This window comes from Sporanaerobacter sp. PP17-6a, assembly GCF_900095615.1.
In the GTDB taxonomy this organism is placed as follows: Bacteria; Bacillota; Clostridia; order Tissierellales; family Acidilutibacteraceae; genus Acidilutibacter; species Acidilutibacter cellobiosedens.
Genome location: NZ_FMIF01000002.1, coordinates 312006 through 329952 on the forward strand (window position 1 = coordinate 312006; position 17947 = coordinate 329952).

Below are 17947 nucleotides of genomic sequence, written 5' to 3' on the forward strand. Positions count from 1 at the left end.
CGGCTATTTAAAAGGAGTATCAAAAAAATATATTCTCAAAATTAGAAATTTTTCGCAGGATTGTTCTCATAATGAGAATAATCCTGCGAAACCATCTTAAAATATGTAACAAGATATTACACTTTATCATTCTTAACAATATATGTAACTTTTCTAAAATCCACATACTTCGTTAACAATACACAGCTTGATTCTACTATTATCTGACTGCCCTTCAGTTATTAAAAGACTGTTACATACTCTATCCTTTGACGTGCAATCTACATATATCATATATCTCTGAACCTCAAGTTGTTTTTCTTAGCCGACAGTCTCCAACCTGCATGGGCTGAAGCAATATATATGTATCTCGGCATCTTCGCCGTTACAAATATATTCTCTTTTGGTTGGTATCCTTCTTCCAGCCCTTTTTTTAAAGTAAGGAGGGCCTGATATATAGGGCGTTTTATAGAGGATTGCCAAGGAATAGTCTGGGATTGAGCTACAAAGGGACCCGTCCCCGTTCCTATTCCAAATTGCCAGTTAAGTCCTGAATCTTCACAAAAATTTTCAATTATTTTTAGAGCATATTTGTTTTGTTCTCCCTCATAAAAACCGCAATTTGAAACAGCATAAACGGAAATATTTTTAACAGGTTGCAATCTTATATATTCTTGGAATGATTCCAAAAAATAAACTAAATGCGACGGAACAGCATCTACATATAGGGGAAAAACAAAAACTACTTTGTCGCAATTATAAATCTGTTGAAACATATCGTCTTTAAACGGTTTATGGCTTCCGTCACATATAAGCACTTCAGTTTTATCATCCATCAATTTAATTATTTCATCAATTAAATACCGGGAACAACTGTCTTTAGCTTTTGGACTGCCATTTATCATGCAAATTTTCATCAGAGAACCCCCCTTAATTTCGGTATATCATCAATATTGTCTGCAAAACAAAAAGAATGATCAATCGCATTAAAATTAACACCATTAGCTGCAACTATCTTTGATAAATTATCTCTTTCTTTTTCTGTGGCATCTTTTCCATATGCTATTACAGATAATTTTAACTTTCTTTTGTACCGGCTTTTGTGATGCATTTCTTTATTTCTGACTGTAAAAAAAGGGCTAAGATACCCGATACTTCGGTCTAATACATTCTTTACAAAAGGGCTGAAACCACCATAGCATACTCGGCTTATGATAATTAATTCCTCGCTTTCCGACAAAAGCTTTCCCATATTCTCATAACCATCTTTAATAACACAATATCCGGGGGTTTTTATCCAGCAGCCGAAACAGCCTATACACTTCTTTATTTCCTTTTCTGGTGATATTATTTTGACTTCTTTGCTTATATTAGGAAACAAACCATTTAAAACATCACTGTCCAAGTCATGTATCAACACTTTCATTAAAACACCCTCCCACGATTTTAAGCTAATTTGGATACATTCATTCTTACATATATTATATCCGGAGAAAATTTTTCTTTCAATCAACTAAATGTATAATTTTATATCTCATCTCCTGCTTTTACCTTTCTTGCCTTTTTGTATCTCTCTCCATCCTTTTTGGAAAACTTAATATTTTTAATGCCATCTTTTGTACAAATCTCAAGGCCTACATATCCTTTATGTATCTGGGGATGACGCAGTACACGTGCTTCTGCTGACACGGCAAGCAAAACCGCACCAATCATTTTTTTCTTTGGGACAGTCACTTTCATGGGGACATGGTGCGGCAATGTGAGCACCCCATTTAAGCATTACTTGACGTATTTCCGCCAGATTAGAAAAACCAACGGGCGTTCCCGGCTCTATAATTAAAAACATCATCTTTGCCGCATCCCACAATTTTTTTACCGTCTCCATTCTTTCCTCACTGGTCATTTCATTCAATACATAGGATGCAATGACCAAATCCGCTTGTTCGGGAATCTCATCGACAGTCAGATCATTTTTAATCCATTCTGCATTGCATAATAGCTCCGAACTGCATTTCATCATATTTTTTCCTATCTTTATCATTGCATCTTCCCGTTCCAAGCAGATAATTTTTTTCAATTTCAATTCAGCATCCGCTGCCCAAGCAGCTGTACCTGTGCCGGCTCCTGCATCCAATAAAGTTTGAGGACAATTCTTTAAATATGGAATAGCATATTTAAGCACAGCGGAGACAGCTCCAAAAGTTGCCGGCATTCTTGCCACAGCATAAGCTGCCGCTTCGGTTTCTTTTGTCAAAAGCCGCTTTCCCTTTCCGCTTTGAGTCCTGTATCTGCTGCTTATTGCTTGAGCATCATCTTTCATCCGAACATGTTCTATATCTCTTATTTGATTTTCTATTGCCCTACGAAGGCCTTGCGGAATTTCCATTTATTCTTGTCATCTCCTTAAAAGTAACCACATCTCCGAGCAATGTAATTATATTATTATCTAAAATTATTCCTCCGGTATCCTTAATGGCATAAACAGTATCCGTCTTCTCTTTTAATACCCTTTGGATACAATTTTTCTGCAGATCGGTTTCCGCATAGTGAACTTCAACATAAAAATTCTCTTTTATCAAGCCTAATCCTTTTAAATACATAAATTCCGAATAATCCTTATCCGGTGTTATATGGTAATTACTCAATTGAATTAAAGCTCCCGCACTTGCACCTATAATTACTTTGTCCTCATTATCTATATGCTTAAGCAAATTTTTCTCTAAAATACGCTTAGCTGCCATATCCGGAAGCCCGCCGGTTAAAAATACGACATTACTGTCTTCTATTATTCTTTTCATATCATCCTCTTTATCTTCAAAAAAATTCAGTAAAGTAATATTTTCCTCTTTAATGCCAAGCTGCAAAAATGGTTCAACTATTTCTTGATAATACTTTCCATAATTTTTATTGTATGCATTTTCCCATTCAGTAGCATTTCCGATTAGCTTTTCATTAAAAGAAAAGGGAATTACCGCAACTTTATCATCAGTATCTATATATTTTTGTACCGAACCATTAGCCCATTTATCATGGAAATTATATTGACTCAATAATATGTTTATCATCCTTTTTCACCCTCCTAATATTTTAAATTATTTTTTATAATAATTATTTTCTTAAATCTGAAAACTTCCCATATCCATCTTTATAATCTTATCGGCAACATTAAAATATCTGTCGTCATGGGTTATGGCTATAACGCATTTGCCCCTCTCTTTAAGTTCAGGCAGAATGGTATCGTAAAAGAATAATCTGAATTCCGGGTCCTGATCTGCCGCCCATTCGTCAAATATGTATATAGGCCTGTCCTCCAAATAAGCCACCAATAAAGCCAATCTTTTTTTCTGTCCGGTTGACAATTTAATTGTATCAAACTTTCCTTCTTTTATCCGCACTTTATTATCAAGCTGGAGTATCTCTAAATATTTCCGTATTTCCTCTTCTTTATCTTTATAATCTATGCCGTAAAGTTTGTCAAATAAATAAAAATCACTGAAAACTCCGGAATATTTTTCACTCAATTCTCTTCCCGAAACCCTGTTACCGTTCAAAGTTATATAGCCCTTGGAAGGTACATACAAACCGGTTAACAGCTTAGCCAAGGTTGACTTTCCACTGCCGTTGCCCCCTGTAATAAAAAATATTTCGCCCGATTTAAACTCATAGTCAATGGGCCCCACCTTAAAACTGTTTTCGCCGTCTTTATCATAAACATATTCTATGCCCTTTAACTTCAATATAATTTTATCTTCCTTTTTATTTATTCCACTATCATTATTTTTACCATCCGAAGAAGATATTTGGGACAATAGACCGTTGATTCTTTTTAAACTTATTCTGACTTCAATAGCATTGGGTATCGCATTTAATATGCCGTGAACGGGACCCGTCATATAAAGGAGTATAAAAACATAGCTTTCAAGGATGACTTCCTTTAAGTTCTTTAAAATTAGAGGTAAAATAAATACTACGGCACCGATTGCAAGAGTAAACAAAAGCTCTCCCACCACAAACATATTTGCAAACGCCAGGGCCGACTGCCCTCTTTTAACCTTATACCTGTCACAGCTTTCTTCCAAATCCTCCTGAAATTCTTCCTTCCTCTTTCCGTTAAGGCTTAATTCCTTAAATCCTCCTATTAAATCATTAATAAATTTAAAGAATATATTCTGCAGATCCCTTGCTTCCTCCCCAATCCTGTTGGCATACCTGCCCACCAAATAGTATATACCTGCGATAAACAATATTATTATTACCGAAAGGAGCAAAGCATATATATTTATAAATCCTAAATATATAAAACAGCATATAAGAGTTATGGCGCTTGTCACTCCGCTGATTATAATATTTACAAATCTGCTTATGGTCTCCGTATCATTATTTAAAGTAGACTGAATTCTTCCCTTATCTATTTCTTCAAATTTGTTATAGGGGGTTTTTAAAAGGCCTTTTACAATCTCCATCCGTTTTGAATACACTATCCCGTTCGTTATTTCTATCATCCTTATTCTCATAATTCTCTGACCGTAGACATATAAAATTATACCGAGGATAAAATACATCAAAAGCTTAACCTTTTCATCATTACCGCTTCTTATAGCCATGTTGATAGTAAAAATTATAAGAGCATTGCCGAACCCGCTGAGGACACTTAATACCGATAATATCAGTATGGATTTGTCTCCCTCCTTTTTATAAAGGCTTATAAATACCGAGTATACATATACTGCCCAAATACTTATATAAACTAAATAAAGCGCTGTCTTTACGGTTTTGGGAAGCCATACGAATACAAAATCCCAAGACACCCCTCTGTATAAAATGTTTGGAATAAGATATATGGAGTAACTTAACCCTATCATGAAAATCAAGGAAAAAATAAATTTAAAGATACCCTTTGAATCTTTCTTGTTCAAAATCCTCTCTTTCCTGAGCACTTCTTTTAGTGCTTTTACCGTAAAAAATAATGTGCCGGCAATTATTAAGACAGAAATAAGTATAAGGAGAACCGAAATCATGTCCGCATTTTTATTTAAGTCATTTACATCTTCATAATAATCTTCTCCCTGAAGTATTCCGTTGATGCCCCGGGCAATATAACCCACGTATTCGGAATTTGTATTGCCGAGTACCGCAATACCTGCTTTATCTTCCGGCCTGAACAATATGAAGGACGAATAATTGGGATTATTCCCTCCGTGGGAGATTTCCCCTCCTCCTCTTTGATAGACATACCACCCATCGGCGTAGGAGGAGCCATCTTCCAAAGGCGGAACCTTGCGGTTGGGATTGTGAGATTCTTCAATGAGTTCTCTGTCAAACCGGGAGCTGTTATATGTTTCCATCTGGATTTTGAGCCATTTCCCCATGTCTTCCCCATTGGACATAATATATCCTGCGGGTTTATTTCCCCTGTAGGTAGGTGCATCATATAGAGCAGGTTTTAAGAATTCAATCTTATAACCCTTCGCCACATTTTCACCAATATCTTCATCCCTGTAGAGATAAGTATTGTTTAATCCCATGGGTTTTAAAATATTTTCTTCAATATATTCTTCATAGCTTGAACCCGTTACCTTTTCAATTATAAGCCCCAAAACATCATAGTTTATTGTGGCATACTGAAATCTTTCCCCGGGCTCACTGTCAAGTTCAATGCCGATCAATGTTCTGACCGTTTCATCAATTGCATTATCGTCATTGGAAACAGGTATATTATCTATTGTCTTAAAAGGTATTCCGCTTGTATGATGAAGCAGTTGTTCTATTGTTACGGGAACTTCTCTTCCTTTGTATTTGACTTTCAGCCAAGGTATGTAGTCCGTCACTTCATCGTTTAGTTCAATCAGCCCCTCTTTTTGCAGCTTCAAAATACCCAAGGCAGTAAAAGCCTTGCTGTTGGAACCTATTTCAAAGAGGGACTTTAAAGTAACCCTTTCTTTTTTTTCAACATCGGAATACCCGAACCCCTTTTCATAAACAGTCTTATCATCTTTAACCACAGTGACGAACAATCCTGGAATTTTACCTTTGTCCATATTTTCCTTTATAAACTTTTCTATTTTTATATTTGTATCATCGGTCAAAGCATAAGTTTTAAAGGGCAGCAGTATCATACATAAAAATATGATGAGTACAGCCGGCAATCCGTTAAAATTTTTCATATTAATGTTCTCCTTATATCAATTTTAACTTCTATTTAAAAAGAGAGTCCAAATCCTCTTGGGATATATCCGCAGCGTCGAAATCCGAAGGGGTGAATTCTTTGGAAGCATTTTTTATGCATTGATTTAAAAGGGATTTTATTGTTTCCGTATATTTGTCGGCAAATCTCCGAATTGTACTTTCACTGAACTTATTTTTGCTGTAGGTAATTTTCAATTTTAATCTTCCTTTTATTATGAAAGCATCTATATCCATCAGGGATGTTAATGAATTCTCCTCATCACTGCCCAATCCGAATTCAATATCCGGTATGTTGTCTATGATATTGTCGAAATCCCCAAGGTAATTAAATCTTATATATTTCTCTTCCCTTTCCTCCAACTCATTATTTAAAAATCTGAGAATACCGTAATTAAATCCGTTGTCAGGTACATTTCTAAGCTGTTCCTTCAATGATTTAATCCTTAAGTTTAAATCCCCGTCTTCTATCCTGAAATATACGGGATACATAACAGTAAACCAGCCTGCCGTCCTTTTCACATCAATATAATCGTTTATGTCCTTTCTTCCGTGTCCCTCCAATTCTATTACTACTTCGTCACTATTTGTCATACTGCTTATTGTAAGTACCAATAGAATTATCAAAGTTTCACTGAATTCCGTATTATAAATCTCTCCGGTTTTTTTTGAAAGTTTATTTAATATGTCTTCATCTATATCTCTAATCAAAATACCGGATGTACCCACAGTATCCTTTCCCTTATCAAAATCCGTAGGGTAAACAAAACTTTTATCCAATATTTCCTGCCAATAACGTCTTTCTTCCCCAAAATCCTTCTTGGAGTATTCTTTCAATACCTTTGCCCAGTCCTTGAAGGAATGGGTTTTCGCCGGCAGTTTTACTTCCTCATTATTATCAAGCTGTTTCATTGCAGTCAAGAAATCCTCCAATATTATTCTCCATGAAACCCCATCCACCGTTAAATGATGTGCTGTAAATAACAAAGCTTGCCTGCCGCCACTCAAATCAAAAATAGTTACATTAAACAAAGGACCCTTTCCTATATCGAAATTAATCTCTGCTTTATCTATCAGTTCTTTAACGCTCATATTATCCTCTGAGCCGCAGTATCCGGATAAATCAACGTATTTAACACAGGATGAGCTCTTTGAATTATCGTTATTGTAATATAATCTATGATTTTTTATGTCATAATTAATTCTCAAAGTATCATGGTGTTCTGTTAATCTACCCACAGCAATTCTGATTTTATCGATATCCGAAATTTTGTTGTATTTTAGCAGCACATATTGGTTATAACGGTTTTCATCAGAAAAATTCCGGCTGAAAAACCATTCTGTAATAGGTGTCCTTTCTATAGCACCTTGACTCTGTCCCTGATCTATCATCCCGATATTTTGGTTTTCTCTTATATGGAATCCTATCTCTTCAACAGAATCACAGGATAATATATCCTTAACCTTAATATCCAATCCTTCATTTTTAAGCCTCGAAGAAATTTGAATTGCCTTTATGGAATCTCCGCCGAGCTGATAGAAATTATCATTCATGCTGACGTCTTCTATTCCCAATATCTCCTCTACAGCTTCAACCAATTTTCTTTCCTTCTCGGTTTTATACTTCACAAATTCTTTTTTTACCCTGACGGGATTGGGGAGACTGGCGGCATCCACTTTTCCGTTTAAATTTAAAGGAAACCTGTCCATAAAAACAAAATTAGCCGGAATCATGTATCTAGGTAAAAATTTCAAAAGATAATTTTTCAATTCTAATTCCGTAATTTCTTTTTCTTTAACTATATAAGCATTTAGTGATTTATTCCCGGATGAATCCTCCTTAAACACCACAGCTGCATCCTTTACGGCCTCATTTTCCGATAAATGCTTTTCTATTTCTCCAAGCTCGATACGATATCCCCTTATCTTTACCTGATTATCCAATCTCCCTCTGTATTCTACGGAACCGTCCTTTAAATACCTTGCCGTGTCTCCCGTTTTATACATTTTCTTTCCTTTAATAAATGGATTTTCAATAAATTTCTCTTCCGTCAGTTCCGGCCTGTTCAGGTACCCTCTCGAAATTCCGTCTCCCGATATATATATTTCTCCTGTTGCATTTGCGGGAACAACATTTAAATCTCCGTCCAATATGTAAATCTGTACATTACCAGCAGGCCTGCCTATTGGTACGGATATGCCTCTATCCTTTTCCCTATCGTATTTATGTATCATGCAGCCTACCGTAACCTCCGTAGGACCGTATTCATTATATATTTCTATATTCTTACCGAAACTTTCGCAGATTTCTTGTGCCAGGCTTGTTTTTAAGTCGTCTCCTCCCACAATAAATCTCTTCATATTAGAACTTCTGTTGTCCATATCCTTTAGCAGTGTCAAGTGAGCAGGGGTAAGCTTTACAACCGTTGCCTTGTTTTCTTTCAATATCTTATATAAAACAAATTCATTTTCATCGGTATTGTAAATTATAATCCTGTTACCGGAAATTAAAGGAGTGAATACGGATGTTGCCGTCAGATCGAAGGATATGGAAGAATATAAAGGCATAGCTTCATTTTCATCTTTCAAATACATCTTTTTAGCCCACCATATATAATTGGTCAATCCTCTGTGTTCAATCATGACTCCCTTGGGCTTTCCCGTCGTTCCGGAGGTATATATGATATAAGCCAAATCATTTAATTTATTTACTTTGGGCAGGTTTTCCTTCCCATATAAATTTAAATTTATATCCTTTATATCAATTATACTTCCCTTAAATTCAATATCTCTCCCAGCTTTAAAATCAGTAAGGAGCACAGCACTTTTTGAGTCCTCAAGCATATAACTTATCCTTTCGGGAGGATATTCCGGATCTATGGGAAGATATGCTCCTCCTGCCTTTAAAATTCCCAATATCCCTATAACCAACTTCATGGAATGGTTCATCATGATTCCCAGGACAGATTCCCTGCCTATGCCACTTTGTCTCAGGTAATGAGCCAATTGGTTTGACTTTTCATTCAACTGTTCATACGTCATCACCTTATCTTTAAACTCCAAAGCAATTTTATGAGGAACTTTAATTGCCTGTTCCTCAAAGAGTTCAGATACTGTCTTTTTCGGGTAAGGGCTATCCGTTGAATTTAATGTATATATCTTATAATTCAGTTCCTTTTCATCAACCAGCTTTATATCTCTGACTTTAATGTCTCCATCAGTTATTATCTGCCTTAAGATATTAATCATGGATTTATACATGCCTTGAATTTCTTCCTCTTCATATTCCCTTATTTTATAATTGAAATTCAAAGTTATATTATCATCTTTCCATTCCTTAACCGTCAACTGTAGGGAATCCCCTTGGCTTCCGCTGTAATATTCCCGAACTTCTCCTGCCATGCCGTTGATATCGTTAATATATTGGGAATTATAATAATTCACACATATCTTAAATAGACTGTCATATCCCTTTCTGCTCAAATTCAAATCCTTGACCAAAATATCGTAAGGATATCTTTGATTCAAAAAACAAAGTTTTAGCTCCTGATTAATCGATTTTATTAAATCTTTCCCCTTTAATTCTTCATCCAACAGGAACCTGAAAGGCATTGTACTTGTAAACATACCCACCATTGATTTCTGCTTCCTGCCAATCCTGTTAAATACGGGAGTTCCTATTACCAAATCGTTTTTATATGTGGTCTTCCTTAAATATATAAGGAGTAACCCTATAAACAAGGTATTTAAAGAACATCTGTTATATTTTAAAAATTCTTTTATTTTCTTCGATAAATCATTGTCAATATTAAATGACAGCCTTCTGCCTTCCAATTCATTTGAAGTATTGTACAAAAATTCTTCGGGCGGATTTTTAAGCTTTTCCCGCCAGAAATTTTTATTCTTTATAAATTTCTCGGAATTTAAGTATTCTCTCTCTTCTTCTGTGAAATCTATGTATGAATGATATCCATCAAGACAAACCTCTTCATTTCTTACCAATTTGGTGTATATTTCGCATATCTGCTTTTCTATCAATGCCGTTGACCATCCGTCAGCTATAATATGATGAATTTTCAACAGTACCCCATATTCTTCTTCATCTATTTTATATACTGCAAAATAATATAGTCGGCTGTCCTCCAATTCAAAACTTCTTTCGAATAGACCTTCCACCCATTTCTCATGTTCCTTTTCAGGTTCTTTGTAATTGCTGAAATCCACAAAGTCTATATCTTCCTTATTAAATTCCGCTACATACTGAACAAGCTGTCCGTCTTTTTCAGTGATTCTCAGCCTTAACCCCTCATTTCCCTTTACTATGAGGTTAATTGTTTCCTTCATCTTCTCAACATCTATATTTCCCTTTATATTTAAACAGCCCCCGATATTATGAACGGGAGAATTCAAATTCACCTTATCTATGTACCATATTCTTTTCTGCGGATGAGTTAAATTGTAATAGCTTCTTTTATTGATTTCCATTATAAACCTCATCTCCTTGAAATAAGTCAAAATAGTTGTTGATTAAATTGTTTTGGTCTACTATTATTATATTATCTGAAATTTCCCTATTTAGCGAACAAACAGCCATTTTATAGTCCATACTTATATCAAATATTTTAAATATGTAATTCTCATATTGTTTATCAATAATTACTCTGATGTCCTCATATTTATCCATACAAACAGAAAAGGATTTTAATGGTGTTGAAAACCCTTTCCCGATACACTTCATATAACTCTCTTTCAGTGTCCATATTTCATAGAATTTATTCAATTGAATATCCGATTTTTGTTTAACTATATAATTAAATTCCCTTTCCGTAAAAAAATTTTTGGCTATATCCTTATATTCAATACGCTTAACAGCTTCAATATCAATCCCCACGGGTTTGCTGTCAACCGCACATACTACAAAATCTTCTGAATGAGATATATTGAAATTGAAATCCGGATAGCCTTGCAGATACGGCTTTCCATATTGATTTTTCCCAAATTTTATATATTCATTTTCAATATTCAGTTCTCTGATAATTATACTTCTTATCAATATTTCTCCGATTGATGCTCTGAGCTTATCCTTTTTATTGATAAATCTCTCAATTCTATGTCTTTTCTCCGAATCAATCGATAGACACAGCTTGTCTAATTCTTCTTCATTAATATCTGAAATTTTCACGGCATAGATTTTCATAGAATTCCCTCATTAATATTATTATAAAAACATATATTACTATTTAAATCAAATTATAACATCAATATGTTGAAAGATAAAGATATTTTGATGACAAACCTTTTCAATCATTGACAGGTCAATACACCCTCCTTGATGAATGCCAAATGCGGTCAAATCATAGTTTTCGCAACAGCTTTGAAATTCGATGCCATATTTCCGTGCAGTTGGCCCGATTGCTTCGGCAAGGGTTTCTATCGAAGCTTTGCATATATCAGGGTTTCGGCCTCAAAATAAAGCATGGGACGGTAAAATCTGTCCCTACCGTCCCCTAAATCTCTTCTTTTAATTTTTCTACTTCACTCTTTGAAAGACCTGTAGTCTTCGCTACAAAGGCTATTTCTATTCCTTCTTTTAACAAATTCTTAGCTATTTCCTTTATTCCTTCTTGTTTTCCTTCTCTTTTCCCTTCTCTTTTTCCTTCTTGTTTCCCTTTTTCTTCTCTTTTTTGTAATATACTCATAGTAACAGCCCCCTTTCCTCCTAATTTTTCAATTTCTCCCTCTATGTCTTCTTCTGTTAAATCTCTGTGAATATTCTCTATATATCTTATATATATTTCAACATAATACCTTATTGCTTCTTCTCCTTCTTCTTTTTCCGCTTCTTCCACTGCTAACAGAAATTCTCTTAATACAGTCTTTAAATCCTTTTCAAAGGCATCTCTGAATGCAGTTAACATCAGAGCCGTTAATTTGTTGAACTTTTTAAAATCAATTCTTCCGCTCTTCCCTATATTTATTAAATCATATCCAAATACCGGTATCCTGTCTTTAAAGTATTCCGGCAGTTCGTAAAATTCAGGTATCATATCTCTCAAATCCGTCTTTATACTCCATTCTTTCTCCCCATGATAAACTACTATAGGTAAAATTATCGGTAATTCCTCTCTGTTTTCTTTTTGTATCACTGCCGTCCATGCTTCAAGTATATATTTATTTAATTGAAATATGGTGAGTTTATCTCTATAGGATTTGTGCTCTAACAGAAAACATATATATGCATCCCTGTTATTTATTTTTACCTCATATATTAAATCAGAAAAACTTCCCTGTAATTCTTTGTTTATAAATGTATCTTTTATTAGCTCCATACTGTTTGTATCTATTATATCCAATGCTTCTTTAGGTATATTATTTTCTATAAAGTCCTTTGCTATTCTTTTTTGACTGAATACTTCCTTAAACACGGCATCATGTTTATTAACTATTTCATTTTTCACCTTTTCACCAACTTTTTGGTCTTGTTACATTTATTATAACATCGGTAAAAATTATTTTCCACTATTTTAACGAACTTTTATTCTCAATATAATTAAGTAGATGTTAGAATAAAACTGCTTAACTTTCCGCAATTAACATCAAATTTTATTAAACCATTTTTTAATATTTTGCAAAAAAGACAATTGAAGCGTCCCCACGTCCATAGTCCACGTCCACAAACTTTAACTTACAACTTCTTTGAATTCTGTGGAACTTTTTAACAGCTTATTTAAAGTTCCTTGTGATTCAATACTCCCATCTTTTAAAACAATAATTCTATCTGACTTTTCTAATATTGAGCTTCTGTTAGATACAACTATACAGCTTACTGTATCATCAGAAAGCAGCCTTGTCCAAAGTAATTTTTCCGTCTCCACATCAAGGGCACTGGAGATATCATCAAGAATAAGCAATTGTGGTTTTCTTACAAACATACGCGCAGCCGCAACCCTTTGCATTTGACCCCCTGACAATTTTGCACCTTTTGTTCCTATTACTGTGTCAAGTCCATTATCTAATTCCTCAAGATCTTTTTCAAAAACAGAAGCTTTTATTGCCTCATCTAAATCAACATCTTTTTCCGAAAGACCTAAAAGTATATTATTTTTCACAGTATCGCTAAAAAGATTGGGCACTTGTGAAGTGTACGCACTTATTGGCGGTATAAAGAACTCCTTCGCATTCTCGACTCTTTCACCATTCCAATAAATTTCACCTTCTCCTTTAGGTAAAAGTCCGATTAAAGATTTTAACAGTGTAGTTTTCCCTGAACCGGTACGTCCGGAAATGACTAAAACCTCGCCCTTTTTCAATGTAAAATTTATATCCTTTATTCCATTTTCTGATTGGTTATATAAATAAGTTAATCCTTTTATCTCTAATGTTTTCAGCTCATTATCTAAGGATAACTTTCCTAAATCTTTTTCGTTATGAGCTTCTTCTTGGGGGTATTTATCCAAATAAATATTCTTATGTTTTACTAAATTTTCCGGATTTTCTTTCATATTAATTTGATTTAATATATTTCTGTATCCTACTTTCGTTTGTTTAAAATAAACCATAAAATTTCCAAAGGATTCAACACTGTCGGTTACAGAAGCCAAATAGTATACAAATATACTAAAATCACCTACTGTAAACCTTCCTTTGCTTATAGCTCCTGCTCCTAATAATAATATTACTCCTGTTCCTATGTTTATTATATTGTTGTATATTGAGTCTATTATTTGGGATAACATTGAATCCTTAATCATTGCCCTATTTCTCTTCTCGTTTAACGTCTTTAGATTATTCATCAGATCTTTTTTGGCACCGGATACCTTAATTGATAATATTGATTCAAATATTTCTCCAACAGCACCATTAACAGCTCCTGTTGCCTTTCTTCCTTCTTCCCTGTTCTCCTCAATATTTTTTTCCAATTTTTGAGCTAGCCTGATTATTAAAACTAATGGTATAAAAACAGTTAAAGTAATTTTTACATCTATAAATAGTAAAATAACCACGGCCCCGATAGCACGTATGATTTGCCCTATAAGTGTGGAAATCCAAAAAATACTCGTTTGAATCTGTGATACATCGTCTCTAAAAGAATTTATAACTTGTCCTACAAGGCTATCAATTGCCTTCCCTCCATGCCTTTTTAATATTGAGTTCAGCATGTTTCTTCTCAACAATGTGCTTATATAAAAATTATGAGAACTACTTTTTACAAAATATATCCTCATTAACAAAATATGAATTAATGATATTACTGCTATTAATATTATTAACTGATAAGGATAGAATACTGATATTTTATTTCCGCTGATAATATCAAAAAATTCTTTTATAACCAAACCTTCTATTAATGGTATAAATCCTATTAACATATTCAATACAATTGTAAGTATATAAAGAAAAGGTTTATATTTTATTAAACTCCATATATAATACATTAAACAAGCACCTCTCTTATACCCTGTTGAATTAGGTTATAATATTGTGAACTTTCATCATCCAAAAGACTTTTTCTTTCTCCTGTTTCTACTATCTTACCATCATTAAGAAGCAGAATATCATCCGCTCTGTTAAGTGTTGAAAGTCTATGGGCAATAATAATGCATGTCCTATGTTGTAGTAATTTATCTAAAGCATTCTCGATAAGTTTTTCAGTTAAGGAATCTATCCTGGATGTTGCTTCATCAAGAATTATAAGTTTTGGATTTCTAAGAAATATTCTAACAAAGGCTAGTAACTGCGCTTCACCGGCCGATAAACTTTTATTACCCATTTCCAATTTAGTATCTAACCCATTACTAAGACCTTCATACCATTTCTTGAATCCTAAATCATATATTACCTTTATGATTTCTTCATCATTAATATCTTTTTTAAACATTGTTATGTTATCTCTAACAGTAGCTGTAAAGATTTGAACATCTTGAGTTACATAAGCTATGTTCTTTGTGAGTTCTTCTTCCGTTATCGAAGTTATATTTTTATTATTTATTAAAATCTCACCATTTTTCACATCATACATTCTGACAATAAGACGGGCTAATGTAGTTTTCCCGCTTCCGGTACGGCCTAATATTCCAAGGACTTTACCTCTTTCTACCTCAAATGAAACATTCTTTAAAACATCTACGCCTTTCTCATATTGAAAATCTACATTATTAAACTCTATTTTTAAAGGTTTATCCTCTTCTAATTTCTCTTTACCATACTTTATTTCTGACTCCACATTAAATAGATCGCTTACTCTCACTACACTTGCACCGGCTGACTGCAGCTGCTGAATATTAACTCTTATTTGTTCAATCGGCCTTTTTAAAGTCTGAGTATAATTAAATATTAAATATACTGTTCCTATTGTTATTAGTCCTTTTTTCCATAAATATAAAGATCCTGAAAATGATATAACAGTTCCGGCTGAAAATATAATTAATGTAGCCGACCATAAAGTAGACCAGGTTAAATCTGCCTTACGAATTATGGGGAATATTTTTCTGCTAATGTCATAGAATTTGTTCATTATATATTCTCCAGCTCCACTGGATGAAATGTCCTCCGTACTTGAAATACTTTCTCCTATAAATCCATAAAATTCCGCATTTGCTTCGCTTGCCTTTACCCAATCCCCTTCAGTCTTTGACTTTACATTCCACAATACATATATTGCAAAGATTGAAAAAACAGTTAAACTAAACCCAATAAGCAAATTCTCTCTAAAAAGAATTATTAAAGTTCCTATAAGAAGTAATAAGTTGTTCATCATATTTATTATTATATTCGAAAACAAATCAAATAATTGTGATACATCTCCATCTACTCTTTCTATAAGCTCCCCCGGTTTATGCTCTTTATGAAAAGACATATCCAAGTCTATACAATGTTCTATTAAGTCTACTCTTATATCGTTGGTAGCCTTCCAAGCTACTTTCTGTCCGATATAGCTTACTAAAACACTAAATATTTGTGCAAAAAACGCAACCAATATGAACATTAAAGCAGCAATGGTTAAATTTTTGCCTACTTTCCATTTAGTTGCTTCATCTAAAAAATATCGTGATATTTGAGGATTTATTAGTTGCATACCTATATTAGCCAACGATATTAATATAAGCAGAGACACCATAAATTTTTGTGTTTTTAAATATTTTATAATAAATTTCAAATGGTTTTTTCTTTGTATTTTCATTTTATAATTCCTTTCTAAAAGTTTTGTGTGGACAGAGGGACGTTACGGGACCACTGATAAAGTCGTTACTTTTAAAAATTACTCCAGCAAAAATGCAGATTTGTGGATATAAAAAATTTAAAAATCGGACTTTTTCACTGATCTCAAACGTCCCCATGTCCGTCATTACTTAAACCCTCTTTTCTTTAATTGTCAATTTACTAATTGTTAAATACCAAATCTATTTTATTCCGATAAGAGATATCAAACCATGTGCTAAAGTTTCTCCCCATGATAAATAGTCATGAGAGCTGTTAAACCATTGGAAATCAACATGATATCCTTTAGATATTAAGGTATCTCTCAGATTTATGTTTGTGCCAATCATTGTCTCTCTATTTTCTAATATACCTACATCTAAATAAAATTTAATAGGAAGTTTATCTCTTTCTTTAAACTTTGTACTCATAAAACAATCCTCATTAATGGTGATAAACCCTTCCGGTTTATAGCAATACCATCCTGATTGAGAAAGAACATTTCCAAAAATTTCGGAATGACTTAAAGCTATGTATGATGCTGCTAAACCTCCTGAACTAAGTCCCCCGATTATTGCTTCCCGAGGATTTCCAGAGATATCATAATTGTTTTTAATCCATGGAATTATCTCATCAACAATTAATCCGCGGAATACATCACTACAATTAAGCTCTGTTTCCCTTGTTTGTTCTATCGAATCAATAAATACTCCAATTATTGGGGGTATTTTTTTGGAAGCTATGAGGTTATTCAAAGTTTCTACAGCCATAAGAGTATCAATATAGTCCTGTCCATCGGTCAAAACTATGAATCCATATGGTTTTCCTTTCTTATCATATTCATAAGGTGTATAAACTCTAATCCTGCGCTTGTCCTCTAAATTTTTACTTTTAAATTTATATTCATCTATATTACCTTCCGGTATCCCATCTATTTTTTTAGCCCAAACATGCTTTGGTGCCTCCGGCATTACTATATAGGAACATTTTACTTCTTTTCCATCATCATATTCAATTAATATGTTCTTACAGAATTTATCATATACAACTCTATTAATGTACCTATCATACCAATTATTGTCAAGGGGATCGTTAGGCGAAAAATAGTACATTAACCGTATATTATTTTCTATTTCATAAGTAATATACCATAAATCCGTCCCCATTATCCTTTCCATCCGAAAGTCCTTATAATTATCTTTATATCTGTCTACTCCTATATCAGGTACAAACAAGACACTTTTGCATTTCTTGTCCCCTTTGTATATAAAAATAACTAAATCGTTTTCCGTATCATTTTTTAACTCTTCTATTATAGGAGTTCCATTCTTTCTTAGATAACATAAAAATTCTTTTACTACACTATCACCGTGCTGTTTAATACTCTCTTCTAACTGAAGAATAGTTCTACTTTTTAATAAAGATTTTTTCATATTAACTTTTCCTCCTCTACTACCGGCAATACACTTAATTATTCCATCCCAACGGCCTCAACACTTAAATCAGTACACCCTTCCCAATTTTCCTTGTCAACTTTTTTAAAAGTAATATTCATCTTTAGCCTCCCCCGATACTTCTAATCACATAT

Annotated in this window: 11 protein-coding genes and 1 pseudogene; all 12 read right to left on the minus strand. The window is 33.6% G+C overall.

Annotation, left to right across the window (positions count from 1 at the left end; all coding sequences use genetic code 11):
• Positions 1 to 269: 269 nt before the first annotated feature.
• Complete coding sequence (locus PP176A_RS02665; protein ID WP_071138893.1) at positions 270 to 896, minus strand: flavodoxin family protein; 627 nt, start codon at positions 894 to 896, stop codon at positions 270 to 272.
• The gene (locus PP176A_RS02670) at positions 896 to 1405 is read right to left on the minus strand and encodes a flavodoxin family protein (protein ID WP_071138894.1); all 510 of its coding nucleotides are present in this window, start codon (positions 1403 to 1405) and stop codon (positions 896 to 898) included. Before PP176A_RS02670 ends, PP176A_RS02665 begins: the two co-directional genes overlap by 1 nt.
• Before the next feature lie 101 nt (positions 1406 to 1506).
• Positions 1507 to 2365: pseudogene (locus tag PP176A_RS02675) on the minus strand (small ribosomal subunit Rsm22 family protein).
• Positions 2340 to 3044, minus strand: a complete 705-nt coding sequence (locus PP176A_RS02680) for a Type 1 glutamine amidotransferase-like domain-containing protein (RefSeq protein WP_071138895.1) — start codon at positions 3042 to 3044, stop codon at positions 2340 to 2342. Before PP176A_RS02680 ends, PP176A_RS02675 begins: the two are co-directional and overlap by 26 nt.
• A 51-nt stretch (positions 3045 to 3095) precedes the next feature.
• Entirely contained in the window at positions 3096 to 6143 is a 3048-nt protein-coding gene (locus PP176A_RS02685; protein ID WP_071138896.1) for a cyclic peptide export ABC transporter, read from the minus strand.
• 31 nt (positions 6144 to 6174) lie between these two features.
• A complete protein-coding gene (locus tag PP176A_RS02690; protein WP_071138897.1) occupies positions 6175 to 10647 on the minus strand; it encodes a non-ribosomal peptide synthetase in 4473 nt (1490 codons plus the stop codon).
• On the minus strand, positions 10634 to 11359 hold the full coding sequence (locus PP176A_RS02695; protein WP_071138898.1) for a 4'-phosphopantetheinyl transferase family protein: 726 nt from the start codon (positions 11357 to 11359) through the stop codon (positions 10634 to 10636). The genes PP176A_RS02690 and PP176A_RS02695 overlap by 14 nt, the downstream gene beginning before the upstream one ends.
• A 48-nt stretch (positions 11360 to 11407) precedes the next feature.
• Positions 11408 to 11611, minus strand: a complete 204-nt coding sequence (locus PP176A_RS16705; RefSeq protein ID WP_083381737.1) for a DUF1848 family protein — start codon at positions 11609 to 11611, stop codon at positions 11408 to 11410.
• 58 nt (positions 11612 to 11669) lie between these two features.
• Complete coding sequence (locus PP176A_RS02700) at positions 11670 to 12620, minus strand: Rpn family recombination-promoting nuclease/putative transposase (RefSeq protein WP_071138899.1); 951 nt, start codon at positions 12618 to 12620, stop codon at positions 11670 to 11672.
• Between the two features lie 222 nt (positions 12621 to 12842).
• Complete coding sequence (locus PP176A_RS02705) at positions 12843 to 14597, minus strand: ABC transporter ATP-binding protein (RefSeq protein ID WP_071138900.1); 1755 nt, start codon at positions 14595 to 14597, stop codon at positions 12843 to 12845.
• Positions 14597 to 16342 (minus strand): ABC transporter ATP-binding protein, encoded by a 1746-nt coding sequence (locus tag PP176A_RS02710; RefSeq protein WP_071138901.1) that lies wholly within the window; start codon positions 16340 to 16342, stop codon positions 14597 to 14599. The genes PP176A_RS02705 and PP176A_RS02710 overlap by 1 nt, the downstream gene beginning before the upstream one ends.
• Positions 16343 to 16562: 220 nt before the next feature.
• A complete protein-coding gene (locus PP176A_RS02715) occupies positions 16563 to 17792 on the minus strand; it encodes an alpha/beta hydrolase-fold protein (protein WP_071138902.1) in 1230 nt (409 codons plus the stop codon).
• Positions 17793 to 17947: the final 155 nt, after the last annotated feature.